This window comes from Psychroflexus sp. ALD_RP9 (assembly GCF_017311165.1).
Taxonomy (GTDB): domain Bacteria; phylum Bacteroidota; class Bacteroidia; order Flavobacteriales; family Flavobacteriaceae; genus Psychroflexus.
On sequence record NZ_CP062973.1, the window covers coordinates 1,761,327 to 1,786,508 of the forward strand.

The 25,182-nt window shown below is 34.6% G+C and carries 21 protein-coding genes and 5 tRNA genes; 25 read left to right on the forward strand and 1 reads right to left on the reverse strand.

The annotated features are described in order from the left end of the window. The first annotated feature begins 64 nt into the window (after nucleotides 1-64). From IMZ30_RS08135 to IMZ30_RS08255, 25 genes are all read left to right on the forward strand, one after another. Nucleotides 65-739: an SGNH/GDSL hydrolase family protein gene (locus tag IMZ30_RS08135; protein ID WP_207037820.1), complete on the forward strand. Its 675-nt coding sequence runs from the start codon at nucleotides 65-67 to the stop codon at nucleotides 737-739. Beyond that, on the forward strand, nucleotides 732-2,012 hold the full coding sequence (locus IMZ30_RS08140) for a DUF2851 family protein (RefSeq protein WP_207037821.1): 1,281 nt from the start codon (nucleotides 732-734) through the stop codon (nucleotides 2,010-2,012). The genes IMZ30_RS08135 and IMZ30_RS08140 overlap by 8 nt, the downstream gene beginning before the upstream one ends. Continuing rightward, on the forward strand, nucleotides 2,009-2,236 hold the full coding sequence (locus tag IMZ30_RS08145) for a PspC family transcriptional regulator (RefSeq protein WP_073193335.1): 228 nt from the start codon (nucleotides 2,009-2,011) through the stop codon (nucleotides 2,234-2,236). Before IMZ30_RS08140 ends, IMZ30_RS08145 begins: the two co-directional genes overlap by 4 nt. Before the next feature lie 177 nt (nucleotides 2,237-2,413). Continuing rightward, entirely contained in the window at nucleotides 2,414-4,483 is a 2,070-nt protein-coding gene (locus tag IMZ30_RS08150; protein WP_207037822.1) for an amino acid carrier protein, read from the forward strand. An 11-nt stretch (nucleotides 4,484-4,494) separates the two neighbouring features. Continuing rightward, entirely contained in the window at nucleotides 4,495-5,373 is an 879-nt protein-coding gene (locus tag IMZ30_RS08155; RefSeq protein ID WP_207037823.1) for a ComEA family DNA-binding protein, read from the forward strand. A gap of 3 nt (nucleotides 5,374-5,376) precedes the next feature. Continuing rightward, entirely contained in the window at nucleotides 5,377-6,543 is a 1,167-nt protein-coding gene (locus IMZ30_RS08160; protein WP_207037824.1) for an acyl-CoA dehydrogenase family protein, read from the forward strand. 78 nt (nucleotides 6,544-6,621) lie between these two features. Further along, nucleotides 6,622-7,506: a tyrosine-type recombinase/integrase gene (locus IMZ30_RS08165; RefSeq protein WP_207037825.1), complete on the forward strand. Its 885-nt coding sequence runs from the start codon at nucleotides 6,622-6,624 to the stop codon at nucleotides 7,504-7,506. A 97-nt stretch (nucleotides 7,507-7,603) separates the two neighbouring features. Then, nucleotides 7,604-7,677: transfer RNA gene (locus IMZ30_RS08170), tRNA-Thr, on the forward strand. 14 nt (nucleotides 7,678-7,691) lie between these two features. Further along, a tRNA-Tyr gene (locus IMZ30_RS08175) sits at nucleotides 7,692-7,773 on the forward strand. A 30-nt stretch (nucleotides 7,774-7,803) separates the two neighbouring features. After that, a tRNA-Gly gene (locus IMZ30_RS08180) sits at nucleotides 7,804-7,876 on the forward strand. A gap of 11 nt (nucleotides 7,877-7,887) precedes the next feature. Further along, nucleotides 7,888-7,959: transfer RNA gene (locus IMZ30_RS08185), tRNA-Thr, on the forward strand. Nucleotides 7,960-8,053: 94 nt separating this feature from the next. Then, complete coding sequence (gene tuf / locus IMZ30_RS08190; RefSeq protein ID WP_207037826.1) at nucleotides 8,054-9,241, forward strand: elongation factor Tu; 1,188 nt, start codon at nucleotides 8,054-8,056, stop codon at nucleotides 9,239-9,241. A 110-nt stretch (nucleotides 9,242-9,351) separates the two neighbouring features. After that, nucleotides 9,352-9,424: transfer RNA gene (locus IMZ30_RS08195), tRNA-Trp, on the forward strand. A 15-nt stretch (nucleotides 9,425-9,439) separates the two neighbouring features. Beyond that, entirely contained in the window at nucleotides 9,440-9,637 is a 198-nt protein-coding gene (gene secE / locus IMZ30_RS08200) for a preprotein translocase subunit SecE (protein WP_207037827.1), read from the forward strand. Between the two features lie 3 nt (nucleotides 9,638-9,640). After that, on the forward strand, nucleotides 9,641-10,192 hold the full coding sequence (nusG, locus tag IMZ30_RS08205; protein ID WP_207037828.1) for a transcription termination/antitermination protein NusG: 552 nt from the start codon (nucleotides 9,641-9,643) through the stop codon (nucleotides 10,190-10,192). A gap of 70 nt (nucleotides 10,193-10,262) precedes the next feature. After that, nucleotides 10,263-10,706, forward strand: a complete 444-nt coding sequence (gene rplK, locus IMZ30_RS08210) for a 50S ribosomal protein L11 (RefSeq protein ID WP_207037829.1) — start codon at nucleotides 10,263-10,265, stop codon at nucleotides 10,704-10,706. A 6-nt stretch (nucleotides 10,707-10,712) separates the two neighbouring features. After that, nucleotides 10,713-11,411 (forward strand): 50S ribosomal protein L1, encoded by a 699-nt coding sequence (gene rplA, locus IMZ30_RS08215; RefSeq protein WP_207037830.1) that lies wholly within the window; start codon nucleotides 10,713-10,715, stop codon nucleotides 11,409-11,411. Nucleotides 11,412-11,419: 8 nt separating this feature from the next. After that, a complete protein-coding gene (gene rplJ / locus IMZ30_RS08220) occupies nucleotides 11,420-11,941 on the forward strand; it encodes a 50S ribosomal protein L10 (RefSeq protein ID WP_207037831.1) in 522 nt (173 codons plus the stop codon). A 46-nt stretch (nucleotides 11,942-11,987) separates the two neighbouring features. After that, nucleotides 11,988-12,365 carry a 50S ribosomal protein L7/L12 gene (rplL, locus tag IMZ30_RS08225; RefSeq protein WP_207037832.1) on the forward strand — a complete coding sequence of 126 codons (378 nt, stop codon included), beginning with the start codon at nucleotides 11,988-11,990 and terminating at the stop codon, nucleotides 12,363-12,365. 146 nt (nucleotides 12,366-12,511) lie between these two features. Then, nucleotides 12,512-16,321, forward strand: coding sequence for a DNA-directed RNA polymerase subunit beta (gene rpoB, locus IMZ30_RS08230; protein ID WP_207037833.1), 3,810 nt, complete (start codon nucleotides 12,512-12,514; stop codon nucleotides 16,319-16,321). 61 nt (nucleotides 16,322-16,382) lie between these two features. Further along, nucleotides 16,383-20,690 (forward strand): DNA-directed RNA polymerase subunit beta', encoded by a 4,308-nt coding sequence (gene rpoC / locus IMZ30_RS08235; protein ID WP_207037834.1) that lies wholly within the window; start codon nucleotides 16,383-16,385, stop codon nucleotides 20,688-20,690. Nucleotides 20,691-20,700: 10 nt separating this feature from the next. Further along, nucleotides 20,701-21,009, forward strand: coding sequence for a DUF3467 domain-containing protein (locus tag IMZ30_RS08240; protein WP_207037835.1), 309 nt, complete (start codon nucleotides 20,701-20,703; stop codon nucleotides 21,007-21,009). A gap of 130 nt (nucleotides 21,010-21,139) precedes the next feature. Beyond that, nucleotides 21,140-21,787 (forward strand): nucleotide exchange factor GrpE, encoded by a 648-nt coding sequence (locus IMZ30_RS08245; protein WP_207037836.1) that lies wholly within the window; start codon nucleotides 21,140-21,142, stop codon nucleotides 21,785-21,787. Between the two features lie 73 nt (nucleotides 21,788-21,860). Then, the gene (gene dnaJ, locus IMZ30_RS08250; protein ID WP_207037837.1) at nucleotides 21,861-22,973 is read left to right on the forward strand and encodes a molecular chaperone DnaJ; all 1,113 of its coding nucleotides are present in this window, start codon (nucleotides 21,861-21,863) and stop codon (nucleotides 22,971-22,973) included. Between the two features lie 349 nt (nucleotides 22,974-23,322). Beyond that, nucleotides 23,323-24,480: a sigma-54-dependent transcriptional regulator gene (locus IMZ30_RS08255; RefSeq protein WP_207037838.1), complete on the forward strand. Its 1,158-nt coding sequence runs from the start codon at nucleotides 23,323-23,325 to the stop codon at nucleotides 24,478-24,480. On the opposite strand, the gene IMZ30_RS08260 is transcribed toward IMZ30_RS08255, so the two are convergent. Further along, nucleotides 24,477-25,061 carry a hypothetical protein gene (locus IMZ30_RS08260; protein WP_207037839.1) on the reverse strand — a complete coding sequence of 195 codons (585 nt, stop codon included), beginning with the start codon at nucleotides 25,059-25,061 and terminating at the stop codon, nucleotides 24,477-24,479. The two genes, IMZ30_RS08255 and IMZ30_RS08260, sit on opposite strands and share 4 nt — an antisense overlap. Nucleotides 25,062-25,182: the final 121 nt, after the last annotated feature.

Consider the following 25,182-nt stretch of genomic DNA (forward strand, 5'->3'; position numbering starts at 1 on the left):
TGGATATTAATTTTTTCAAATTAAATTCTTTCTACATGCTTTAAATATTGACTTTTTATTTTTAATGAAAAAAACTTTAATCATTTTAAGCCTCATATTCAGCGGATTTATGCAAGCACAATATTCTTATTTAGCCTTAGGCGATTCGTATACCATTGGCGAGTTAGTTGAATTAAAAAACTCTTGGCCACATCAATTGGTAAAAAAGCTTCAATCTGATCACTTAAAAGTTGAAACTCCAAAAATCATTGCAGTGACTGGTTGGCGAACCGACGAACTCTTAAGTGCTATACAAAAGGAAAATCTTCAACCAAATTCATTTGATGTGGTTTCATTGTTGATTGGAGTTAATAATCAATATCAGGCCAAACCATTTCAGCAATATGAAATGGAATTTAAGCAATTGCTTCAAAAGGCGATCGCTATTTCTAAGCATGATTCTCAAGGCGTGTTTGTGGTTGGTATCCCTGATTACAGCTCTACTAAATTTGCCATAGATGCTGGTAAACCTCATATTAAATCAGACATAAAAGCCTATAATGCCTACGCAAAACAAGTTTGTGAGGTTTATAATATTCCCTTTTATGACATTTTAGAATTGGCACATGAGCTTAATAAATCGCCTAACATGTTAGCCAAAGATCAGTTGCATCCTAGCCAACTTCAATATACAAAATGGGTTAACTTTTTCTATCAAGATGTTTATAATTATTTGAAGAAATTACCTCAAGATGAATGAAGACTTTATTCATTACCTCTGGCGATTTAAGAAAGTTCCAGTTTTAAATCTTCAGACTGTTAATGGCGAACCGGTTGAAGTTATTAGATTTGGTAATTACAACCAATCGCACTCAGGCCCAGATTTTAAAGAAGCTATAATTAAATTAGGCCGCCAAACTTGGGCTGGTCAAATAGAAATGCACATAAAATCATCAGATTGGTATGCGCATCAACACGAAACTGACCCAGCTTATGATAATGTAATTTTACATGTGGTCTGGGAGCATGATGTTGATGTGTTTCAAAAAGACCAATCGGTTTTGCCGACGCTTCAATTAAAAGATGTAGTTTCTAAGGACCTAGTTAAAGCTTATAAAGACTTTATGCAGCGTCCTCAACAATTTATTCTTTGTGAGGCATCAGTTGGGCAACTCAATTCGCTTGGTATTCAATTTTGGTTAGAACGTTTATATATTGAGCGATTGTCAAGAAAATCACAACCCATTTTCACTTACATTCAACAAACAAAGCAGCACTGGGATCAAATTTGCTTTATGCAACTAGCCAAAAGTTTTGGTTTAAAAGCCAATGCCGAAGTTTTTGAGGCTGTTGCACAATCAATAAACTTCAAACTTATTTTACAATATCAAACTCAGTTAGATTATTTAGAAGCAATTTTGTTAGGCCAAGCCAATTTATTAAATATTGAATGTGAAGACAACTATTATAAACACTTGCAACAACTTTATAAATTTTTAAAATCTAAACACGAACTTAAACCTGTAGGCTTTTCAGCAGAATTTTTTAGACTAAGACCAGCTAATTTTCCTAGTATACGTTTAGCTCAGTTAGCAAGTTTTTTACATCAAAACACAAGTTTAGCTCGCCTACTTTTAAAAGCTGAAAAACTAACAGATTTAAAACCAATTTTTGATATTAAGGTGTCAACTTACTGGAAAACGCATTATAATTTTGGAAAAGAAAACAAGCCAAGCGCAAAAAAACTCAGTGCTAATTTTGTTCAACTTTGTGTTATAAATGCTATCATTCCATTACAGTTTGCTTATCATCAATTTAAAAGTACATTAGACTTTGAGACGCAGATTTTAGCTTTAGTACGTAGTTTAAAGCCTGAAAATAATAGTATTATTAAAAGGTTTAAAGCTATTGGTTTTGAAGATTACATTAGTAGCGCTTTAGAAACACAGGCATTATTGACGTTAAAAAATGACTATTGTAACCAGAAACGCTGTCTAAATTGTAATTTTGGAATTAAATTAATGCAACAATGACTTTAGTTAAACAACTTCGATTTTTCTTTGAGCGTCATGGTTTTTACGTTAGTACACGTTTGGCCGACCGACTTGGTATGAAAGTAAAGTCGGTGCGTTTATTTTTTATTTATGCTTCATTTGCCACTTTTGGTGCTGGTTTTGTGATGTATTTAACCTTAGCTTTTTGGTTGAAATTGAAAGATTTAGTTTACACCAAGCGCACGTCAGTATTTGATTTGTAGATTGCACTTAGATCGCTTATTTATGTTGATGATATAAATAGCTTTGTTAAAAGCTAAATTAAAATTGAAGTTGTATCAACAAATTCTTAACACTAAGTTTATAAACTCCTATTTTTTGTAGACTAATTCAAACATTTTTATATATTGCGGTGTCTTTTTAATCAAAATGCAAACTCCATGATTTATAGAAATTTATTGGTATTATTTAGCTTTTTGTTAGGTTTTGCCAATTATGCCCAAGAACTTAAGGTCACCCCTAAAGCTATTAACCCATCTGATGAAATAAATGATGGCCAAATTGAATTAAAAGTTACAGGTGGCGAAACGCCTTACAGTTACAAATGGTCTAATCAAGAAACACCATTATCATCTAGTGTTTCGTCGGGTTTAGTTGAGGGAAATCCGTATACTATTATTGTTTCTGATGCATCAGGATTATCTAAAACTGTAAGCGTTGAAATACCAGCAGAATCAATTACAGAACATTTCAACTCCACTTTTAAACCTATTGTAGATCAAATGGGCTCTGTTTTATTTTGGGATCCATTTGCAGCGATTGGTATTTATGACCCTGTTGTTTACGCCAACAAAAAAATCATGTTTGCTCCAGGTTGGAGTGCTGAGACCACTAATAAGTTTGTTTTAAAAAAATGGTTGGTCGAGAAAAATACACATGTTGATCAAGGCCAAGCCATTGCAGTAATTTCTCGTGGCGATTTAGGAGATGTCACTGTAAAAGCAGAAGCTTCAGGTAAAATAAAACATTTAGTTGATGAAGGCAGTTCAATTTTCAATCCAGAAAACCCTGAAGATGTGATTCAGCAAAATGCCCATAAATTTGCTAGTATTGTATATGATGAACCTGTTGCTTTGCTACATCCTAATGGTGATCAACAAACTAAAGGAATACCTTTTATTGTGGTCTGGTTAATTTTAGGAGCAGCCTTTTTTACATTCAGAATGGGTTTTATTAATGTGAGAGGTTTTAAACATGCCTTACAATTAGCTAAAGGTAAATTTGATGACCCTAAAGCGCCAGGAAGAATTACCCATTTTCAAGCCTTGTCTACAGCTGTTTCGGCGACTGTAGGTTTAGGAAATATCGCAGGTGTAGCTGTGGCTATTTCATTAGGCGGAGCTGGAGCAACCTTTTGGATGATTTTAGCAGGTTTACTTGGGATGTCATCTAAATTTGTTGAATGTACTTTAGGTGTTAAGTACAGGTTTATCAATAAGGAAGGCCGAATTTTTGGTGGACCTATGAATTATCTGCGTTATGGTTTAGAGAAGAAAAACTTAAGTAAGCTAGGTAAATTTTTAGCAGGTTTATTTGCAATCCTAGCTATTGGAGCCTCTTTTGGTGGTGGTAATATGTTCCAAGCCAATCAGTCTTTTGCTATACTTTCAGAGCAAATTCCTTTTTTACAAGGTAATGGTTTTGCTTTTGGTGTCTTTTTAGCGGTATTGGTAGGTGTCGTTATTATTGGAGGTATTAATTCAATTGCTAATGTTACTGGAAAAGTTGTTCCAGTTATGGCAGCCGTATATGTTCTAGGTGCATTGGTTGTTATTGGTATAAATATTGGAAATATAGGGCCAGCATTTAGTGCTATTATCGATGGTGCATTTTCTCCAAGTGCCTTAAAAGGAGGATTTATAGGTGTTTTAATTGTTGGTTTTCAAAGAGCAGCATTCTCTAACGAAGCCGGTGTAGGTTCAGCAGCTATTGCTCACTCAGCTGCTAAAACTAATCATCCACCTTCTGAAGGTTTTGTGGCTTTGCTTGAACCTTTCATAGATACCGTTGTGGTTTGTACGCTCACCGCTTTAGTTTTAATTTTTACGGGAATGCATGAGGTTGAAGGTGTTTCAGGTGTTGAATTAACAACCAATGCATTTGGTAGTGTTATTTCATGGTTTCCTTATGTGTTAGCCTTAGCCGTATTCTTATTTGCATTTTCAACGATGATTTCTTGGTCGTATTATGGTATGAGAGCTTGGTCTTATGTATTTGGTCGTGGTAAAAAGACAGAGTTAGCCTATAAAATTCTTTTCTTATTATTTGTAATTTTAGGTGCTTCTGTAAGTTTAGGCGCTGTGCTTGATTTTTCAGATATGATGATTTTAGCGATGTCTTTCCCTAATATTATTGGCCTATACATTTTATCTGGTGAGGTAAGAAAAGATTTAAGAAATTATGTAGCCGATTTAAAAGCAGGAAAACTGTTTAGCAGAGAGGCGAGATAAAATATTTAATTATGAAACCTCAAAAATCCCAATTGGTCTGGACAACATCTGATCGGATTGGGATTTTTGCGTTATTGATTATTATCGGCGGGTTAATTATAAGCGTATATTTTATAAAACAAAGCGAAACCACAGCTGATTTTAGAGTTGATGAAACCTCTCATCAAAATGTACTTCAAATTGTAGATTCGTTAAAAAATAAACAAAATCAGCAAAAATCTTTCAAAATATATCCGTTTAACCCTAATTTTATAACTGATTATAAGGCTTACACCCTAAACATGCCAACCATAGCTTTTGATAAATTACAAGCTTATAGAAAAAAAGGGATGTGGATTAATTCAAAAGCTGAGTTTCAAAAAGTAACAGGTGTAAGTGAAGCTTGGATGAAAGCTTATGCAGGATATTTTAAATTTCCAGATTGGGTTGTTAAACAACAAAAACGAAAATTAAAGCAAAAGCTTGCGAAAAAGGAATTGAGTTATGATGATAAAAAAGATTTAAACTTAGCAACTATCGATGATTTAACAAATATTAAAGGCGTTGGAGATTATTATGCTAAAAAAATTATTGAAAGACGTGAACGTTTAGATGGCTTTAGAGGCGATGTTCAATTAAAAGACGTTTACGGATTAAGTTATGAAGTCGAAAACGAAATTATGAAATATTTTACCGTTAAAACTTCAACTGATGCCGAATTAATAGATGTTAATAAAGCATCGATTATTCAACTCGAACAAATTCCATATTTTGATTATGAAATGGCTAGGAAGATTTTCAATTTTATAAGATTAAGAGAAGGGATTTCAAATTTTGAAGAGCTAAATAAAATCAAAGGTTTTCCAACATATAAAATACCACAAATAAAATTATATTTAAATATACAGTAATATATGAACACATTATACTTTACAGAAGAACACGAGTTATTTAGAGAAAGTTTGAGAGACTTTTTGCAAAAAGAAGTTGTACCACATCTTGGTAAATGGGAAGAAGAAGGGACAATCGAGCGTTTTATTTGGGAGAAATTTGGTGAAATGGGTTATTTTGGTGTTGCCTATCCAGAAAAATATGGCGGTATGGATTTAGATTTGTTTTATACTGTTATACTTTTAGAAGAATTACAGCGTATTAATTCTGGTGGATTTGCAGCTGCTATTTGGGCACATGCTTATTTAGCTATGACACACTTAAATAAAGAAGGCAGCGAAGCGATTAAAGAAAAATACCTAGCTAAATCAATTTCAGGTGAAATGATAGGCTGTCTGTGTATTACAGAACCTTTTGGAGGGTCTGATGTTGCCGCAATGCGAACTACTGCTAAAGAAACCGAAGATGGTTTTGTGCTTAACGGTTCTAAAACATTTATTACTAATGGTGTTTATTCAGATTACTTGGTTGTAGCTGCCAAAACAGCTCCAGAATTAGGTGGGAAAGGAATTAGTATTTTTGTTGTTGATCGTGATACTCCGGGAATAAATGCCACAAAACTTAATAAATTAGGCTGGAGAGCTTCTGATACAGCAGAAATTTCGTTTGATAATGTAAAGATTCCCAAGTCTCATTTAATGGGTGAAAAAAATATGGGATTCCCATATATTATGCAGCATTTTGCCTTAGAGCGTCTTATCATGGGTGTAAACGCACATGCTAGGGCAGAGTATGCTATTGAATACACCTTACAATACATGAGTGAACGTGAAGCCTTTGGAAAATCAATCAATCAGTTTCAAGCTTTACGCCATCGTTTAGTGGAGCATGCAACTGAAGTAGAAGTTTGTAAAACATTTAATTATACAACAATCAAGCGCTTAGATGCTGGCGAGTATGTTGTAAAAGAAGCTACAATGTCTAAATTAAAATCGACCAAAGTTGCTGATGAAGCTATTTATGATTGTCTACAATTTTTAGGTGGTTATGGTTACATAGAAGAGTATCCACTTGCAAGAATGTTTAGAGACAGTAGGTTAGGACCAATCGGAGGCGGAACCTCAGAAATTTTAAAAGAAATTTTATCTAAGATGATCATTGATCAAAAAAATTACAAGCCAGCAACCTAAATAGGCTTTAAAAGACAGTATAAGATAACATCCAATAGTTTTCTGTTGGATGTTTTTTATTACCTTTATATTTTAAGTATGCTGAATAAATTTTTTGAATATCTTGAGTTTGAAAAGAAATATGCAAAGCACACATTGGTTGCCTATCAATCAGATTTAAGGGCTTTCACAGAATTTTTAAAAACTGAGTTTGATACAGATCAATTAACCTCTGTTAGTTATCCACTTATTCGTTCATGGATTATTCATTTATCTGAACTTAACTACTCAACCTCATCTATTAATCGAAAACTTACAGCAGTAAAAGCCTATTATAATTTCCTGTTGAAATTAGGAGAGATAACAGTGAACCCTATGCAGAAGCATAAGGCCTTAAAACAGGCTAAAAAACAACAGTTAGCTTTCAGTAAAACTGAAGTTTCTGAAGTAATGAAAGTTTTTGATACTTCAACTTTTTCAGGAACACGCGACCAATTAGTTGTTGACATTTTATACCAAACGGGAATACGGCGTCAAGAACTTTTAAATTTAGACAGATCATCAATAGACTTCAATTCAGGTCAATTAAAAATATTAGGAAAACGTAATAAAGAGCGCTATATACCAATTAAGCCAAGTCTTACTAATTTGATTAATGATTATATGCAGCTTTTAAAAGATGAATCAGTAAAAAGTAATAAATTAATATTGACTAATACCTATCAAGCCGCTTATCCTAATCTTATTTACCGTATCGTTCAAACTTATTTTAAACGCGTATCAGCAAAGCAAAAATGTAGTCCACATATAATTCGTCATTCTTTTGCTACACATTTATTAGAAAACGGTGCCGATTTAATAGCGATTAAAGAGTTGATGGGGCATAGTAGTTTGGCCTCAACACAGCATTATACAAAGACAAATATGTCGCGTTTAAAAACAATAATTAATACCAAGCATCCAAGGTCAAAAAAGGATAAATAAAATTATTTAAAAAAACTCAGAAAAATATTTTTTTGATATTAATAAAGATTATATATTTGCCACCCGTTAAACAAATGTTGTTTGATATATTGAAATTGCCGATGTAGCTCAGCTGGCTAGAGCAGCTGATTTGTAATCAGCAGGTCGTGGGTTCGAGTCCCTCCATCGGCTCTCAATTTAAAATTGGGGAGATACTCAAGCGGTCAACGAGGACAGACTGTAAATCTGTTGCCCTAGGCTTCGTAGGTTCGAATCCTACTCTCCCCACTACCAAGTCGGTATGACTAATTTATTTAAGCGGGAGTAGCTCAGTTGGTAGAGCGTCAGCCTTCCAAGCTGAATGTCGCCAGTTCGAACCTGGTCTCCCGCTCTAAATAATTAGCCGACGTAGCTCAGGGGTAGAGCGTTTCCTTGGTAAGGAAGAGGCCACGGGTTCAAATCCCGTCGTTGGCTCTTTTAAGTCTCAAAACATAAGTTTTGAAGGCTTTTTGTGGTTAATTAAATTGAACACTATATATAAACTAAGATTATTAAATAATTTACTACTATGGCAAAGGAAAATTTTGATCGTTCCAAACCGCACTTAAATATAGGTACGCTTGGTCATGTCGATCACGGAAAAACAACTTTAACTGCAGCTATTACTAAGGTACTTGCTGATAAGGGTTATTCGGAAGCTAGTGCTTTTGATCAGATTGATAATGCTCCGGAAGAAAAAGAGAGAGGTATTACTATTAATTCATCTCACGTAGAGTATGCTACTAAAGATCGTCATTACGCACACGTAGATTGTCCTGGTCACGCCGATTACGTAAAGAACATGGTAACTGGTGCTGCTCAGATGGATGGTGCTATTTTGGTTGTTGCTGCTACTGATGGACCAATGCCACAGACTCGTGAGCATATATTATTAGGGCGTCAAGTTGGTATTCCAAAAATTGTGGTTTTCTTGAATAAAGTTGACTTAGTTGATGATGAGGAATTATTAGAGCTTGTAGAAATGGAAGTTAGAGATTTACTTTCTTTTTATGAGTATGATGGTGATAATGCTCCGGTAATTTCAGGTTCAGCTTTAGGTGCTTTAGAAGGTGATGAAAAATGGGCTGATAAAGTAATGGAGTTGATGGATGCTGTTGATTCTTGGATTGAGCAGCCAGAAAGAGATGTTGATAAAGCATTTTTAATGCCAATTGAAGACGTATTCTCAATTACTGGTCGTGGTACAGTTGCAACTGGTCGTATCGAGACAGGTGTAGCTAATACTGGCGACGCTGTTGAAATTATTGGTATGGGAGCTGATAAGCTTAAGTCTACAATTACTGGAGTTGAAATGTTCCGTAAAATCTTAGATAGAGGTGAAGCTGGTGATAATGTTGGTATTTTATTAAGGGGTATAGAAAAGACTCAGATATCTAGAGGTATGGTTATCACTACTCCTGGTTCTGTAACTCCACATGCTAAGTTTAAGGCTGAGGTTTATATCCTTAAAAAAGAAGAAGGTGGTCGTCATACGCCATTCCATAACAACTATAGACCTCAATTCTACGTTCGAACAACTGATGTTACAGGTACGATTTCATTACCTGATGGTGTAGAAATGGTTATGCCAGGCGACAACTTAACAATTACAGTTGAATTGTTACAACCTATTGCCTTAAATGATGGTTTGCGTTTTGCAATCAGAGAAGGTGGTAGAACTGTTGGTGCTGGTCAAGTTACTCAAATTTTAGACTAGATTACAATAACATATATATTAATTAAGGTGTCTTTAGGGCACCTTAATTTTTTTGTCTAATATTGTTTTGTATTCAGAAAAAAATTAGTTTCTTTGCAAACCAATAATTTACGGGTTTAGCTCAGTTGGTAGAGCACTGGTCTCCAAAACCAGGTGTCGGGAGTTCGAGCCTCTCAACCCGTGCAAATCTTAATAGAGATGGCAAACATTAAATCTTACGTATCAAGTTCATATGATGAGCTTAAAAATCATGTTACATGGCCTGCAAACGCTGACGCACAGCGTTTGATGGTTGTAGTGGCAGTTTTTTCTGTTTTGTTCTCCCTGGCGATTTGGGGTGTTGATGAGCTTTTTAGTGCTGTAATAGCGCAATATTTCAATTGGGTAAAATTTTAATCAATGGCTGAAACTAGCTTAAAAAAATGGTATGTTGTCAGGTCAATAAGTGGGTCTGAAAACAAAGTCAAAGATTATATTGAAAAAGAGATTTCTCAACAAGGTCTGAGTGATTATGTTGATGATATTTTAGTGCCTACAGAAAAAGTTGTACAAATTAGGAACGGTAAAAAAATTAACAAGGAGAAAGTTTATTTTCCTGGTTATATCATGGTTCAAGCCAATTTAGAAGGTGAAGTGCCTCATGTAATTAAGAATGTTAATGGGGTTATTGGTTTTTTAGGTGAAACTAAAGGTGGTGATCCAGTTCCTTTGCGTAAGTCTGAGGTAAATCGCCTCCTTGGTAAGGTTGATGAATTATCTGTTCAAAAAGAAACAGTGGCTATCCCTTATTCTGTAGGAGAAACAATTAAAGTTATTGATGGTCCGTTTAATAGTTTTACAGGAACTATTGAGAAAGTTAATGAGGAAAAGAGAAAATTGCAAGTTATGGTTAAGATCTTTGGTCGTAAAACACCTGTAGAGCTTAGTTATATGCAAGTTGAAAAAATATAAGTGTTACACAAAATAAATTTACAGGCAATATTGCTTCCCTCTGTCTGTAATAATTTTTAAATTTATTAAAATGGCAAAAGAAGTAAGTAAAGTGGTTAAGCTCCAAGTTAGAGGAGGTGCTGCTAACCCATCACCACCAGTTGGTCCTGCTTTAGGTGCTGCCGGTGTTAATATCATGGAATTTTGTAAGCAATTCAATGGTAGAACACAGGATAAGGCTGGTAAAGTTTTACCAGTTGTCATAACGGTTTATAAAGATAAGTCTTTTGATTTCGTTATAAAAACACCTCCGGCAGCTGTTCAATTACTTGAAGCAGCTAAGCAGAAGAAAGGATCGGGAGAGCCAAATAGGCTTAAAGTTTCAGCAGTTACTTGGGATCAGATTAAAACTATCGCCGAAGATAAGATGCAAGACCTCAATGCTTTTACTGTAGAATCAGCAATGAAAATGGTTGCTGGTACAGCGCGATCAATGGGTATAACAGTTAAAGGTGATGCACCATTCAAAAACTAATTGAAGATGGCAAAAGTTACAAAAAAGAGAAAAGAGGCATTAAGTAAGATTGATCAATCAACTACTTATACGGTTGCTCAGGCGACTGAACTATTAAAAGATGTCGTGTCTGCTAACTTTGATGAGTCAGTTGAGTTAGCTGTGAAACTTAATGTTGATCCTAGAAAGGCTAACCAAATGGTTAGAGGTGTTGTTACCTTGCCTCATGGTACAGGTAAAGAAACAAAAGTTTTAGCTTTGGTGACGCCTGACAAAGAACAAGAAGCAAAAGATGCTGGAGCTGATTATGTTGGTTTAGATGAGTATCTTGACAAGATAAAAAACGGTTGGACAGATGTTGACGTTATTGTTACTATGCCTAGCGTTATGGGTAAGTTAGGTCCTTTAGGTAGAGTTTTAGGTCCGCGAGGGCTTATGCCAAATCCTAAGACAGGCACTGTTACAATGGATGTATCCAAAGCCGTGTCAGATGTTAAGGCTGGTAAAATCGACTTTAAGGTAGATAAGTCTGGTATTGTTCATGCAGCAATAGGTAAGGCGTCTTTTAGTGCAGATAAACTAGCTGGTAACGCAAGAGAATTATTAACTACACTAGTAAAACTTAAGCCTCAGGTGGTTAAAGGTGTGTATATGCAAAGCATTCACATTACCGCAACTATGAGTCCGAGTATTCAAATTGATACAAAAAGATTTACTGAGCAATAATTTAAGTTATGACAAGAGAAGAAAAAGCAAAAGTAATAGAAGATATTACTGGACATTTAGCTGAATCGCCAAGTATTTATTTGGCTGATATTTCAGGTTTAAATGCTGGAACTACTTCAGATCTTAGACGTGCTTGTTTTAAAGCAGACGTAAAGTTGATGGTAGTTAAAAATACGCTTTTAGCCAAAGCGATGGAAAGCTCAGATAAAGAATTTGGTGAATTGCCTACAACTTTAAAAGGTAATACATCAATTTTGTTATCTCAAACTGGAAATGCTCCAGCTAAAGTTATAAAAAACTTTAGAAAAAAAATCGATAAGCCTATTTTGAAAGGGGCTTTTGTTGATGAAGCAATTTATGTTGGTGATGAGTATTTAGATACACTTGTTAATATCAAATCTAAAGAAGAAGTTATTGGCGATATTGTTACATTATTACAGTCACCTGCTAAAAATGTTATTTCTGCGCTTAAATCAGGCGGAAGTAAGTTATCAGGTATACTTGAAACACTTTCAGAAAAATCAGAATAAATTAAAATACACTAATTACTAATTATATTTTTTAAAACGATAGAAAATGGCAGATTTAAAAGAATTCGCAGAACAGTTAGTTAACTTAACGGTAAAAGAAGTAAACGAGTTAGCTGATATTTTAAAAGAAGAGTATGGCATTGAGCCTGCTGCAGCAGCAGTTGCAGTAGCTGGAGGTGCTGCAGGTGGTGGAGAAGATGCCGCTGAAGAGCAAACTGAATTTGACGTTATCCTTAAAGCGCCAGGTGGTTCTAAGTTAGCAGTTGTAAAACTTGTTAAAGAACTAACAGGTCAAGGATTAAAAGATGCTAAAGCATTAGTTGATGGTGCACCAGCTCCAATTAAGGAAGGTGTTTCTAAAGATGAGGCTGAAGCATTAAAAGCTCAATTAGAAGAAGCAGGAGCTGAAGTAGAACTTAAGTAATTAAGTTAGACTTAAATTATACGGTTTAGGCCTCAGATTAAACGTCTGTAGGTCTAAACCATTTTGCGTATCTATACGTTTAGTGTTTTTTAACACAGTTTATATTAGTTAATTTTGCTTATTTAAGCATTAAATTCTTTCTTTAGATGTTAGCATTGCAAAACAATCGTATCAGTTTTTCATCGGTTAATCAACCTGATTATCCTGATTTTCTTGATATACAAGTCAAATCTTTCCAAGATTTTTTTCAACTTGAAACAAAACCAGAAGAAAGATCTAATGAAGGTTTGTACAATACCTTCATGGAAAACTTTCCTATTACCGACACAAGAAATCAATTTGTGTTAGAATTTCTAGATTATTTCGTAGATCCACCACGTTATTCTATACAAGAGTGTATCGAACGAGGTCTTACTTACAGTGTGCCGCTAAAGGCAAGATTAAAATTATATTGTACAGATCCTGAACATGAAGATTTCGAAACGATTGTTCAAGACGTTTACTTAGGAACTATTCCTTACATGACACCTAGTGGTACATTTGTTATTAATGGTGCAGAACGTGTAGTGGTTTCACAGTTACACCGTTCTCCAGGTGTATTTTTTGGTCAATCATTCCATGCAAATGGAACCAAGCTGTATTCTGCACGAGTTATTCCTTTCAAAGGTTCATGGATTGAGTTTGCAACTGACATTAATAGTGTTATGTATGCTTACATTGATAGAAAGAAAAAGCTTCCTGTAACAACGCTTTTTAGAGCGATTGGTTACGAAAGAGACAAAGACATTCTTGAAATATTTGATCTTGCTGAAGAAGTCAAAGTTTCAAAAACAGGTTTAAAAAAATATTTAGGTCGAAAGCTAGCTGCTAGAGTATTAAATACTTGGTACGAAGATTTTGTCGATGAAGATACTGGTGAAGTAGTTTCAATAGAGCGTAATGAAATTGTACTTGATCGTGATACCATTTTAGAAAAGGATCATATTGAAGAAATCGTAGAAACTGGTTCAAAAACAATACTGTTACATAAAGAAGATAATACTACTGGTGATTACGCTATAATCTATAATACGCTTCAGAAAGACCCTACAAACTCAGAAAAAGAGGCTGTAGAACACATATATCGTCAATTAAGAAACGCTGAACCGCCTGATGAGGAAACGGCTAGAGGTATTATTGACAAATTATTTTTTAGCGATCAACGTTATAACTTAGGTGAAGTTGGTCGTTACAGAATGAATAAAAAATTAGGTCTTGACATTAGTATGGATAGTAAAGTTCTTACTAATGAAGACATTATTACTATTATAAAATATTTAATTGAGTTAGTTAACTCAAAGGCTGAAGTCGACGATATAGATCACCTATCTAATCGTCGTGTTAGAACTGTTGGGGAACAGTTATCTCAACAATTTGGTGTTGGTTTGGCGCGTATGGCAAGAACAATTCGTGAACGTATGAATGTACGTGATAACGAAGTGTTTACACCTATCGATTTAATTAATGCCAAGACATTATCATCTGTTATTAATTCTTTTTTTGGGACCAACCAGTTATCTCAATTTATGGATCAAACTAATCCAATAGCTGAGTTAACCAACAAAAGAAGGCTTTCAGCCTTAGGGCCTGGAGGATTATCCAGAGAACGCGCTGGCTTCGAAGTACGTGATGTTCATTATACACATTATGGTCGTTTGTGTCCTATTGAAACACCAGAAGGTCCTAACATTGGTTTAATTTCATCTCTATCGGTTTACGGTAAAATAAATAATATGGGTTTCATAGAAACACCATACCGTAAAGTTGAAGATGGAAAAATAGATTTTGATTCAGATCCACTTTACCTATCTGCTGAAGAAGAAGAAGGTAAACTAATAGCACAAGCAAACATTCCATTAAAAGAAGATGGTACAATAAATTCAGATAAGGTAATTGCTCGAATGGAAGGGGATTTCCCTGTCATAGACCCAAAAGAAGTACACTATGTTGATGTTGCTCCAAACCAAATTTCATCAATTTCGGCTTCATTAATTCCATTTTTAGAGCATGATGATGCTAACCGTGCCTTGATGGGATCTAACATGATGCGTCAAGCAGTTCCGCTACTGAGAGTAGATTCTCCTATAGTTGGTACAGGCCTGGAACGAAGAGTGGCGCAAGATTCTCGTGTATTAATTAACGCTGAAGGCGATGGTGTAGTAGAGTATGTTGACGCAAGAGAAATCACCATAAAATATGACCGATCTGAAAATGACAGACTGGTAAGTTTCGATTCAGATTCAAAAACATATGAATTAATTAAATTCAGAAAAACCAATCAGGGGACTTCAATTAATCTTAAGCCAATTGTTGAAGTTGGGGACCGAGTTTCTAAAGGTCAGGTGCTTTGTCAAGGTTATGCTACCGAAAAAGGTGAGCTTGCGCTTGGGCGTAACATGAAAGTTGCTTTCATGCCTTGGAAAGGTTATAACTTTGAAGATGCTATTGTAATTTCTGAAAAAGTTGTAAGAGACGATATTTTAACCTCAATTCATATTGATGAATATTCTCTTGAAGTAAGAGATACTAAACTTGGTAATGAAGAGTTAACCAGTGATATTCCAAATGTTTCTGAAGAGGCTACAAAAGACCTTGATGAAAACGGAATGATTCGCATTGGTGCTGAAATAAAACCTGGTGATATTCTGATTGGTAAAATAACACCTAAAGGTGAAAGTGACCCAACACCAGAAGAAAAGTTATTACGCGCTATTTTTGGTGATAAAGCTGGTGATGTTAAAGACGCCTCACTAAAAGCTTCACCTTCATTAAACGGTGTTGTAATTGATAAGAAACTATTTTCAAGAGCTGTCAAAGACAAACGTAAACGTGCTCAAGACAAACAAGAAATTGAAAAGCTTGAAGCTAAATATGAAGTTAAATTTGAAGAACTTCGTAACATTTTAATCGATAAGCTCTTTTCAATAGTAGGCGGTAAAACATCTCAAGGTGTACAAAATGACCTTGGTGAAGATGTTCTCCCAAAGGGTAAAAAGTACACACAAAAAATGCTTAACTCTGTCGAAGATTTTACGCATTTAACTAAAGGAACCTGGACAACTGATGAGGATTTAAATGCTTTAGTTGCCGATCTTCTACATAATTATAAAATTAAGCAAAATGACCTTCAAGGTAATTTGCGTCGTGAGAAGTTTACCATTACGGTTGGTGATGAATTACCTTCTGGAATTCTAAAATTAGCTAAAATTTATGTTGCTAAAAAGCGTAAGTTAAAAGTTGGTGATAAAATGGCAGGTCGTCACGGTAATAAAGGTATCGTTGCTAAAATTGTACGTCAAGAAGATATGCCTTTCTTAGACGACGGTACACCAGTTGACATTGTACTTAATCCATTAGGTGTACCTTCACGTATGAATATTGGTCAAATTTACGAAACTGTTCTAGGTTGGGCTGGGCAAAAGTTAGACAAAAAATTTGCCACACCAATCTTTGATGGTGCTACAATAGATCAAATAAACGAATTAACTGATGAAGCTGGAATCCCAAGATATGGACATACTTATCTATATGATGGCGGTACTGGTGAGCGTTTTGATCAGCCAGCAACTGTTGGTGTGATTTACATGCTTAAACTTGGCCACATGATTGAAGATAAAATGCATGCCCGTTCAATTGGTCCTTACTCTTTAATTACACAGCAACCACTTGGTGGTAAAGCTCAATTTGGTGGTCAGCGTTTTGGTGAAATGGAAGTTTGGGCGCTTGAAGCTTATGGTGCCTCAAGTACACTTCGAGAAATTTTAACCGTTAAATCTGATGATGTTATTGGTAGAGCTAAAACTTATGAAGCTATTGTTAAAGGTGAACCAATGCCAGAGCCAGGATTACCAGAGTCATTTAATGTATTAATGCATGAATTAAAAGGTCTAGGTTTAGATATCAAACTAGAAGAATAATGACAATTTTTAATTGTTAGGTATATAAATATTTTTGAATAATTCTTTAGCAACTTGTATTATGACAAGAAATAATGAAAAGAATACACAACCGAGATTTAATAAAATCTCTATAGGTTTAGCATCGCCAGAAAGCATTTTATCAGCTTCTAGAGGTGAAGTTTTAAAACCTGAAACTATTAACTATAGAACACATAAGCCAGAACGTGACGGTTTATTCTGTGAACGTATTTTTGGTCCTGTAAAAGACTATGAATGTGCTTGTGGGAAATATAAACGAATTCGCTACAAAGGCATAGTTTGTGACCGTTGTGGCGTTGAAGTTACTGAGAAAAAAGTTCGTCGAGATCGCGTTGGCCATATCAATTTGGTAGTTCCAGTAGCACATATTTGGTATTTTAGATCTTTACCAAATAAAATTGGTTACCTTTTAGGGATTCCTTCTAAAAAGCTTGACATGATTATTTATTACGAGCGTTACGTCGTAATACAATCAGGTATAGCTAAAAGAGAAGATGGTGAGGAGCTTAAAAAAATGGATTTCTTAACTGAGGAAGAATATCTAGATATTCTTGAAACACTTCCACAAGAAAATCAATATTTAGATGATGATGATCCTAACAAGTTCATAGCAAAAATGGGAGCCGAATGTCTTCTTGAAATCTTAAAAAGAATCGATTTAGATGAATTATCTTACGATTTAAGGCATAAAGCAAACAACGAGACCTCTAAGCAACGTAAAACTGAAGCACTTAAGCGTTTACAAGTCGTAGAAGCTTTAAGAGATTCAAAAAATAATCGTGACAATAACCCAGAATGGATGATTATGAAAGCCATTCCGGTTATTCCACCAGAATTAAGACCTTTAGTTCCATTAGATGGTGGCCGTTTTGCTACTTCCGATTTAAATGATTTATATAGACGTGTCATTATTCGTAATAACCGTTTAAAACGTTTAATGGAAATTAAAGCACCAGAAGTTATTTTGCGTAATGAAAAGCGTATGTTACAGGAATCTGTTGATTCTTTGTTTGATAATACACGTAAATCTTCTGCTGTAAAAACTGATTCTAATAGACCACTGAAGTCTTTATCTGACTCTTTAAAAGGTAAGCAAGGTCGCTTTAGACAAAACCTACTAGGTAAGCGAGTTGATTATTCTGCACGTTCAGTTATTGTCGTTGGTCCTGAAATGAAGATGTATGAATGTGGTCTTCCTAAAGACATGGCGGCTGAACTTTATAAGCCGTTTATTATTAGAAAGTTAATAGAGCGTGGAATTGTAAAGACAGTAAAATCAGCTAAAAAAATCATTGATAAAAAAGAGCCAGTTGTTTGGGATATCCTTGAAAATGTTCTTAAAGGTCATCCTGTACTACTTAACCGTGCGCCAACACTTCACCGTTTAGGTATCCAAGCTTTTCAACCAAAATTAATTGAAGGTAAAGCAATACAGCTTCATCCATTAGTTTGTACAGCTTTTAATGCCGATTTCGATGGTGACCAAATGGCAGTTCACCTACCATTAGGCCCTGAGGCTATTTTAGAAGCGCAGTTATTAATGTTAGCTTCTCATAACATTCTTAATCCAGCAAACGGATCTCCAATTACCGTACCATCTCAAGATATGGTTCTGGGCTTATATTATATGACAAAGCCAAGAACATCAACTAAAGACCATACGGTTAAAGGCGAAGGCTTGACTTTTTATTCAGATGAAGAAGTTGAGATTGCTTACAATGAAAAAAGAGTTGACTTAAATGCAGTTATTAAAATTCGAGCTAAAGACTTTAACGAGTCTGGAGAATTAGTCAATCAAATTATTGAAACGACAGTTGGTAGAGTATTGTTTAACCAAGCAGTACCGGAGCAAATAGGTTTCATTAATGATGTAATGACTAAAAAGGCCTTAAGAGATGTGATTGGTAAGGTACTAAAACACACTTCAGTTCCTGAAACCGCAGATTTCTTAGATAGCATTAAAGATTTAGGCTATAATTTCGCCTTTAGAGGTGGTTTATCATTCTCATTAGGTGATATTATTATTCCTAAAGAAAAACTTGAAATGATAGCTGAGGCTGAAGGTCAAGTTGAAGGTGTTACGGGCAATTACAACATGGGTCTAATCACTAATAACGAACGATATAATCAAGTCATTGATATTTGGACAGCAACTAATGCTAATTTAACCGAATTAGCTATGAAACGAATTCGTGAAGACCAACAAGGTTTCAATTCAGTTTTCATGATGCTTGACTCAGGTGCAAGGGGTTCTAAAGAACAAATTCGCCAGTTAACAGGTATGCGAGGCTTAATGGCTAAACCAAAGAAATCAACTTCAGCTGGCGGTGAAATTATTGAAAATCCTATTCTATCTAACTTTAAAGAAGGTCTTTCAATTTTAGAATACTTTATTTCAACACACGGTGCACGTAAAGGTCTTGCCGATACCGCTTTAAAAACTGCTGATGCAGGATACTTAACACGTCGATTAGTAGATGTTTCTCAAGATGTGATTGTAAGAGAAGAAGATTGCGGAACTTTAAGAGGAATTGAAGTTCAAGCCTTGAAGAAGAATGAAGAAGTTGTTGAAACTTTAGGCGAACGTATTAAAGGTCGAACCGCCCTAAACGATATTATAGATCCAATTTCACAGGAACTTTTAGCTGAAGCTGGAGAAGAAATTAGTGACGATGTTGCTAATAAAATTGAGGCCTCTGCTTTAAATTCTGTCGAAGTAAGATCGCCATTAACTTGTGAAGCAAAGCAAGGTATTTGTGTTAAATGTTATGGTCGAAATCTTTCAACTAACAAAACAGTTCAAAGGGGTGAAGCCGTAGGTGTTGTTGCTGCACAATCTATCGGAGAGCCAGGAACACAGTTAACGCTTAGAACATTCCACGTTGGTGGTATTGCAGGTAACATTTCTGAAGAAAACAAACTTGAAGCTAAATTTGATGGTGTTGCTGAAATTGAAGACCTTAAAACAGTTAAAGGCGAAGACAGTGAAGGTAAACCAGCTGATATTGTAATTTCAAGAACTTCAGAAGTTAAGATTGTTGATAAAAAATCAGGAATTGCACTAAGTTCTAATGTTATTCCTTACGGTTCACAAATCTTTATCAAACCAGGTAAAAAAGTAACTAAAGGTGACGTTATTTGTAAATGGGATCCTTATAATGGTGTTATTATTTCTGAATTTGCTGGTCAAATTGAGTTTGAAAACATTACACAAGGACTCACTTATGAAGTAGAAAGTGATGAACAAACAGGTTTCCAGGAAAAAGTAATCATCGAATCTAAGAATAAACGTAAGATACCAACACTTCATATTAAAGATAATACTGGAGAGACCATAAGATCTTACAACTTACCTGTTGGTGCCCATTTAATGGTTGATGATGAAGAGAAAATTAAAATTGGTAAGATTTTAGTTAAAATCCCAAGAAAATCATCAAAAGCTGGTGATATTACAGGTGGTTTACCAAGATTAACTGAACTTTTTGAAGCTCGAAATCCTTCTAATCCAGCTGTTGTAAGCGAAATAGATGGTGTAGTTTCATTTGGTAAAATTAAGCGTGGTAACCGCGAAATAATCGTTGAATCTAAACTAGGTGAAATTAAAAAGTACCTTGTAAAACTTTCTAATCAAATTCTTGTTCAAGAAAACGATTATGTTCGTGCAGGTATGCCACTTTCAGATGGTTCTGTTACACCAGAAGATATATTGAATATCAAAGGCCCAAGTGCTGTTCAACAATATTTAGTTAATGAAGTTCAAGAAGTCTACCGTTTACAAGGTGTACAAATTAATGATAAACACTTTGAAGTTGTAGTAAGACAAATGATGCAAAAAGTGAAAATACAAGATCCAGGTGATACTATTTTCCTTGAGAATCAACTTGTACATAAGCAAGACTTCATTAATGAAAATGATAATATGTTTGGTAAGCGCGTTGTTGAAGAATCAGGTGATAGTGTTAATTTGAAACCTGGACAAATTGTAACGCTTCGTGAACTTAGAGATGAAAATTCTCAATTGAAGCGTGAAGATAAGCAATTGGTTTCAGCACGCGAAGTTGAACCTGCAACTGCTAAACCAATTTTACAAGGTATAACTAGAGCCTCATTACAAACTAAGTCATTTATTTCTGCAGCATCATTCCAAGAGACAACCAAAGTTTTAAATGAAGCTGCTGTGAGTGGTAAAGTAGATAAGCTAGAAGGCTTGAAAGAGAATGTTATTGTAGGTCATAAAATACCTGCAGGTACTGGTCTTCGCGAATTTGATGATATAATTGTGGGTTCTAAAGAAGAATTGACAGAAATGATGCATCAAAATCAAGAAGTAAATGTTAACTATAATTAAAAATTAAGATATGAGTGAAACTAATGACAAGCAAAAGCTAAATATTCAAATTGATGAAGAAACTGCTCAAGGCATTTATAGCAATCTAGTAATTGTTAATCACTCACCTTCTGAATTTGTATTAGATTATGTTAATGTAATGCCAGGTACACCAAAAAGCAAAGTGCGTTCAAGAGTTATTTTAACACCACAACACGCAAAAAGATTACTTAAAGCATTAAATGATAATATTTTAAAGTATGAAAAGCGTCATGGTAAAATTCAAGAACAAGAAAAACCTAACATTCCTTTAAACTTTGGTCCAACTGGCGAAGCTTAATTAACTCTAATCTATAAACACAAGCCTGTGAGTTTTACTCATAGGCTTTTTTATTGTTAAGCGTGACAATTTGACATAAGCGCTAATATGGCAATGCATTTGACATCTATTTATTACTAAATTTTAGGTCATGAAAAAAGAACAAGATATTACTAAAGATACAGATAAAAACGAGGAAGTACAAGAGTCATCAAAAGCAGGCAATACCTCAAATGATGAAACTTCTAAAGACCAATCAGAAGAAAATCATGAAGGCACTACTTTAGACGAACAAGAAACTTCTGAAGAGACGTCTACTAATAATGATAAAGAAGAAAAAGAAGAATTATCTGAAACTGAAAAGCTTCAACTAGCACTTGATGCTGAAAAAGATAAACACCTTCGCCTTTTTGCTGAGTTTGAAAACTACAAGCGTAGAACAAGTAAGGAGCGTTTAGAGTTATTTAAAACAGCTGGACAAGAAGTTATACAGTCTCTATTACCTGTTTTAGATGATTTTGATCGAGCCATTAAAGAACTTGAAAAATCGACTGATAAAGATGCATTCTCAGGCGTAGAGTTAATCAACAATAAATTAAGAGAAACACTTAAATCTAAAGGTCTTGAACCGATGAATGTAAAAAGCGGTGATACCTTTGATGCTGATTTGCATGAAGCTATCACTCAAATATCAGCGCCATCTGATGAAATGAAAGGCAAAATTATTGATGTGGTTGAACGTGGCTATACCTTAGGTGATAAAATTATTCGCTATCCGAAAGTAGTGACAGGGAAATAAGCGTTGTTATCTAATCTTTTTCAGATAGAAAAATTATAGATAAAACCTTTCAAATCAAAAAAAATTAACTAAAATGAAAGAAGATTATTATGATATTTTAGGCATTTCAAAAAATGCGTCTCAAGCCGAAATTAAAAAGGCTTATCGCAAACTTGCTATTAAATATCATCCAGATAAAAACCCAGATGATTCAGAAGCTGAAGAAATGTTTAAAAAGGCAGCTGAAGCCTATGAAGTTCTTGGGAATGAAGAAAAGCGCCAAAAATACGACCAATTTGGGCATAGTGCATTTGATGGCTCAGGTGGCTTTGGCGGTGGCGGAGGCATGAATATGGACGACATATTCAGCCAGTTTGGTGATATATTTGGTGGTGGCGGTTTTTCTGGCTTTGGTGGCTTTGGCGGCGGTGGTCGTCGGCAATCTAAAGGAAGTAATTTGCGAATTCGTGTAAAACTTACTATCGAAGAAGTAGCAAATGGTGTAGAAAAGAAAATAAAAGTTTCCCGTAAAAAGAAACCATCAGATACAACCTATAAAACTTGTTCAACTTGTAATGGTACAGGACAAGTTACCAAAGTTCAAAACACAATTTTAGGTCGTATGCAAACATCTGCGCCTTGTACTACTTGTGGTGGTTCTGGGAAAATGATCGATCAAAAAGGTAAAGGAACAGATGCCCATGGTTTAAAATTAGAACAAGAACTAGTGTCCATAAAAATTCCAGCTGGTGTAGAAGATGGAATGCAACTTAAGGTTTCAGGCAAAGGGAATGAGCCTGTAGGAGACGGAGTTAGCGGTGACTTACTTGTTTTAATTGAAGTTTTAGAACATGAAAATCTAAAACGTGATGGTAACAATCTTCATTATGACTTATATTTAAGCTTTTCTGATGTTGCATTGGGAACATCAAAAGACATTGATACAGTAAGTGGTAAAGTACGTATTAAAATTGAGCCTGGTACACAAAGTGGAAAAATTTTACGATTAAGAAATAAAGGTTTACCAAGTATCAATTCATACGGAAATGGAGATTTATTAGTTCACGTTAATGTTTGGACACCAAAAGAACTTACTAAAGAGCAAAAGAATTTCTTTCAATCAATGAAAGATGATTCAAATTTTGTACCTAATCCAGAAAAATCTGATAAATCCTTTTTTGAAAAAGTAAAAGATATGTTCTCGTAATTGCTTTAACAAAAAATTATATATATTTGAACACTACTTAATCTTATAAGTAGTGTTTTCTTTTTCATAGCATTTTTTCCCATTCGTTTTTAACGAATGGGTTTTTAATTTAAATCCTTTTGGTTTCTCTAAGTAGACTCAAATGCAGCTTAAGTTATTCTGAAAAAAGTGTTGTGTGTTAAACTCTTAACTGATTTATTCTTACAGATTTAGCAATGTCTAATTATTTTACAAAACATTTATTGTTTTTTTCTTCTGTTGGTTATACCTTGCTTCGGTTACTTTATGAAAGCAGCTTAACTGATGTTACTCTCATATATTTTAATAATGAATAACTAAAACCAAGCTTATGTCGAGATTATTAATAGCGGAAGATGAGGCAAGTATTAGACGTGTATTGACTAAAATATTGACAGAAGAAGATCAATCTTTTGAAATCATTGAAGCCGAAGATGGTGAACAAGCCTGTAAAATTCTAGAGAGCGAAAGCATTGATTTATTACTTTGTGATATTAAAATGCCTAAAAAAGATGGTGTTGAAGTGCTACAATTCATCAAAAGTAATTCACTTGATTTACCTGTGATTATGATTTCAGGACACGGAGATATCGATACAGCTGTAGAAACAATGCGTCAAGGAGCTTTTGATTATATTTCAAAGCCGCCAGATTTAAACCGCTTGTTAAATGCTGTTCGTATTGCATTGAAACACGATCAGCTACATAAAGAAAATAAAACACTGAAGAAAAAAGTAAGTAAAACTTATGAAATGATTGGTGAGGCGCCAGCGATTGCTGAAATTAAATCTATGGTAGATAAAGTTGCTCCAACAGCTGCTCGCGTTTTAATTACAGGTGAAAACGGAACTGGGAAAGAGTTAGTGGCACATTGGTTACATGAAAAAAGTGAACGAAATAAAAAGCCATTTATTGAAGTTAATTGTGCGGCAATTCCTTCTGAATTGATAGAAAGCGAGTTATTTGGCCATGTTAAAGGTGCTTTTACATCAGCTAATAAAGATCGGGCAGGAAAATTTGAAGCATCTAACGGTGGAACTTTATTTTTAGATGAAATAGGAGACATGAGCCTACAAGCACAAGCTAAGGTATTACGTGCACTTCAAGAACAGAAGGTACAAAGAATCGGGAGTGATAATGACGTTAAAGTAGATGTTCGTGTCATTGCAGCAACCAATAAAAATTTAAAAGAAGAAATTAAAGCTTCAAAATTTAGAGAAGATTTATATCATAGGTTAGCAGTTATTCTTATAAAAGTACCATCTCTAAAAGACCGCATAGCTGATGTTGATTTGTTAGCGAAGCATTTTTTAAGTTTAATTGCAAACGAACAAGGCATTAAACCGAAGTCAATTACTCAAGAAGCACTTGAAGAACTAAAAAAACACGATTGGCCAGGAAATATTAGGGAGTTTAGAAATGTGATTGAACGGCTTACTATCTTAGGAAAATCTACAATTGATGCTGAAGATATTAAAACTTATCTTTAATTTTTTTGAGGAGTATATTTCATAAAATACATTGTATCACCACTAGGATGTGGCCATTCTTTTAAAAGCTCAAAGCCATATCTTCTATAAGCAACACTTACTCGCCTAATGCGTGTTTCTGCATAAATGGGTAATTGTTTTTCTTTAGCAATGTTAAACATGATGTCTTTCATTTTGTAAGCTGTTTTCTTATCTGTAACACCACGTGCATCTTCTAAAATCCCCCAAAACCAGCAATATAGATAGCTTCCTGAATTAGGGCGCTGCTGTTTGACAAATTTTTGGGTTTTAAGAGCTTTAAGTCCTTTTTTAAGTCCTGTGACATTTAAGGCCAGCTTTAAGTCACCTAAGAGTTCGCTCCAAAATCCTTCAGTGTGACCATTTTCTTCAAAAAAAATAGCGATTCCGCTATCATCATCGCAAGTGATTAAAGCGTCGCGCTTGATCGCTTTTTCGACCATATGTTTGGCGAGGTAATTAAAACGTTCTTCTTTTTTATGGTCGTCTTTAACAACTTCCATAGAAGTTGGTATTTCTTTTAAAAGTGTAGCGACGTTTTTTATAATGCGATCTTTGTTCAAAATAAACTTGTTTAGAATTACAAAATTAACATAAGTTATTTAAACAAGCTAGGGAACATTAAAAACCTCAAATTCTTTTTTTAAGCATCAACTAATGTCTAATTTTGCAGGCTAAAATTTT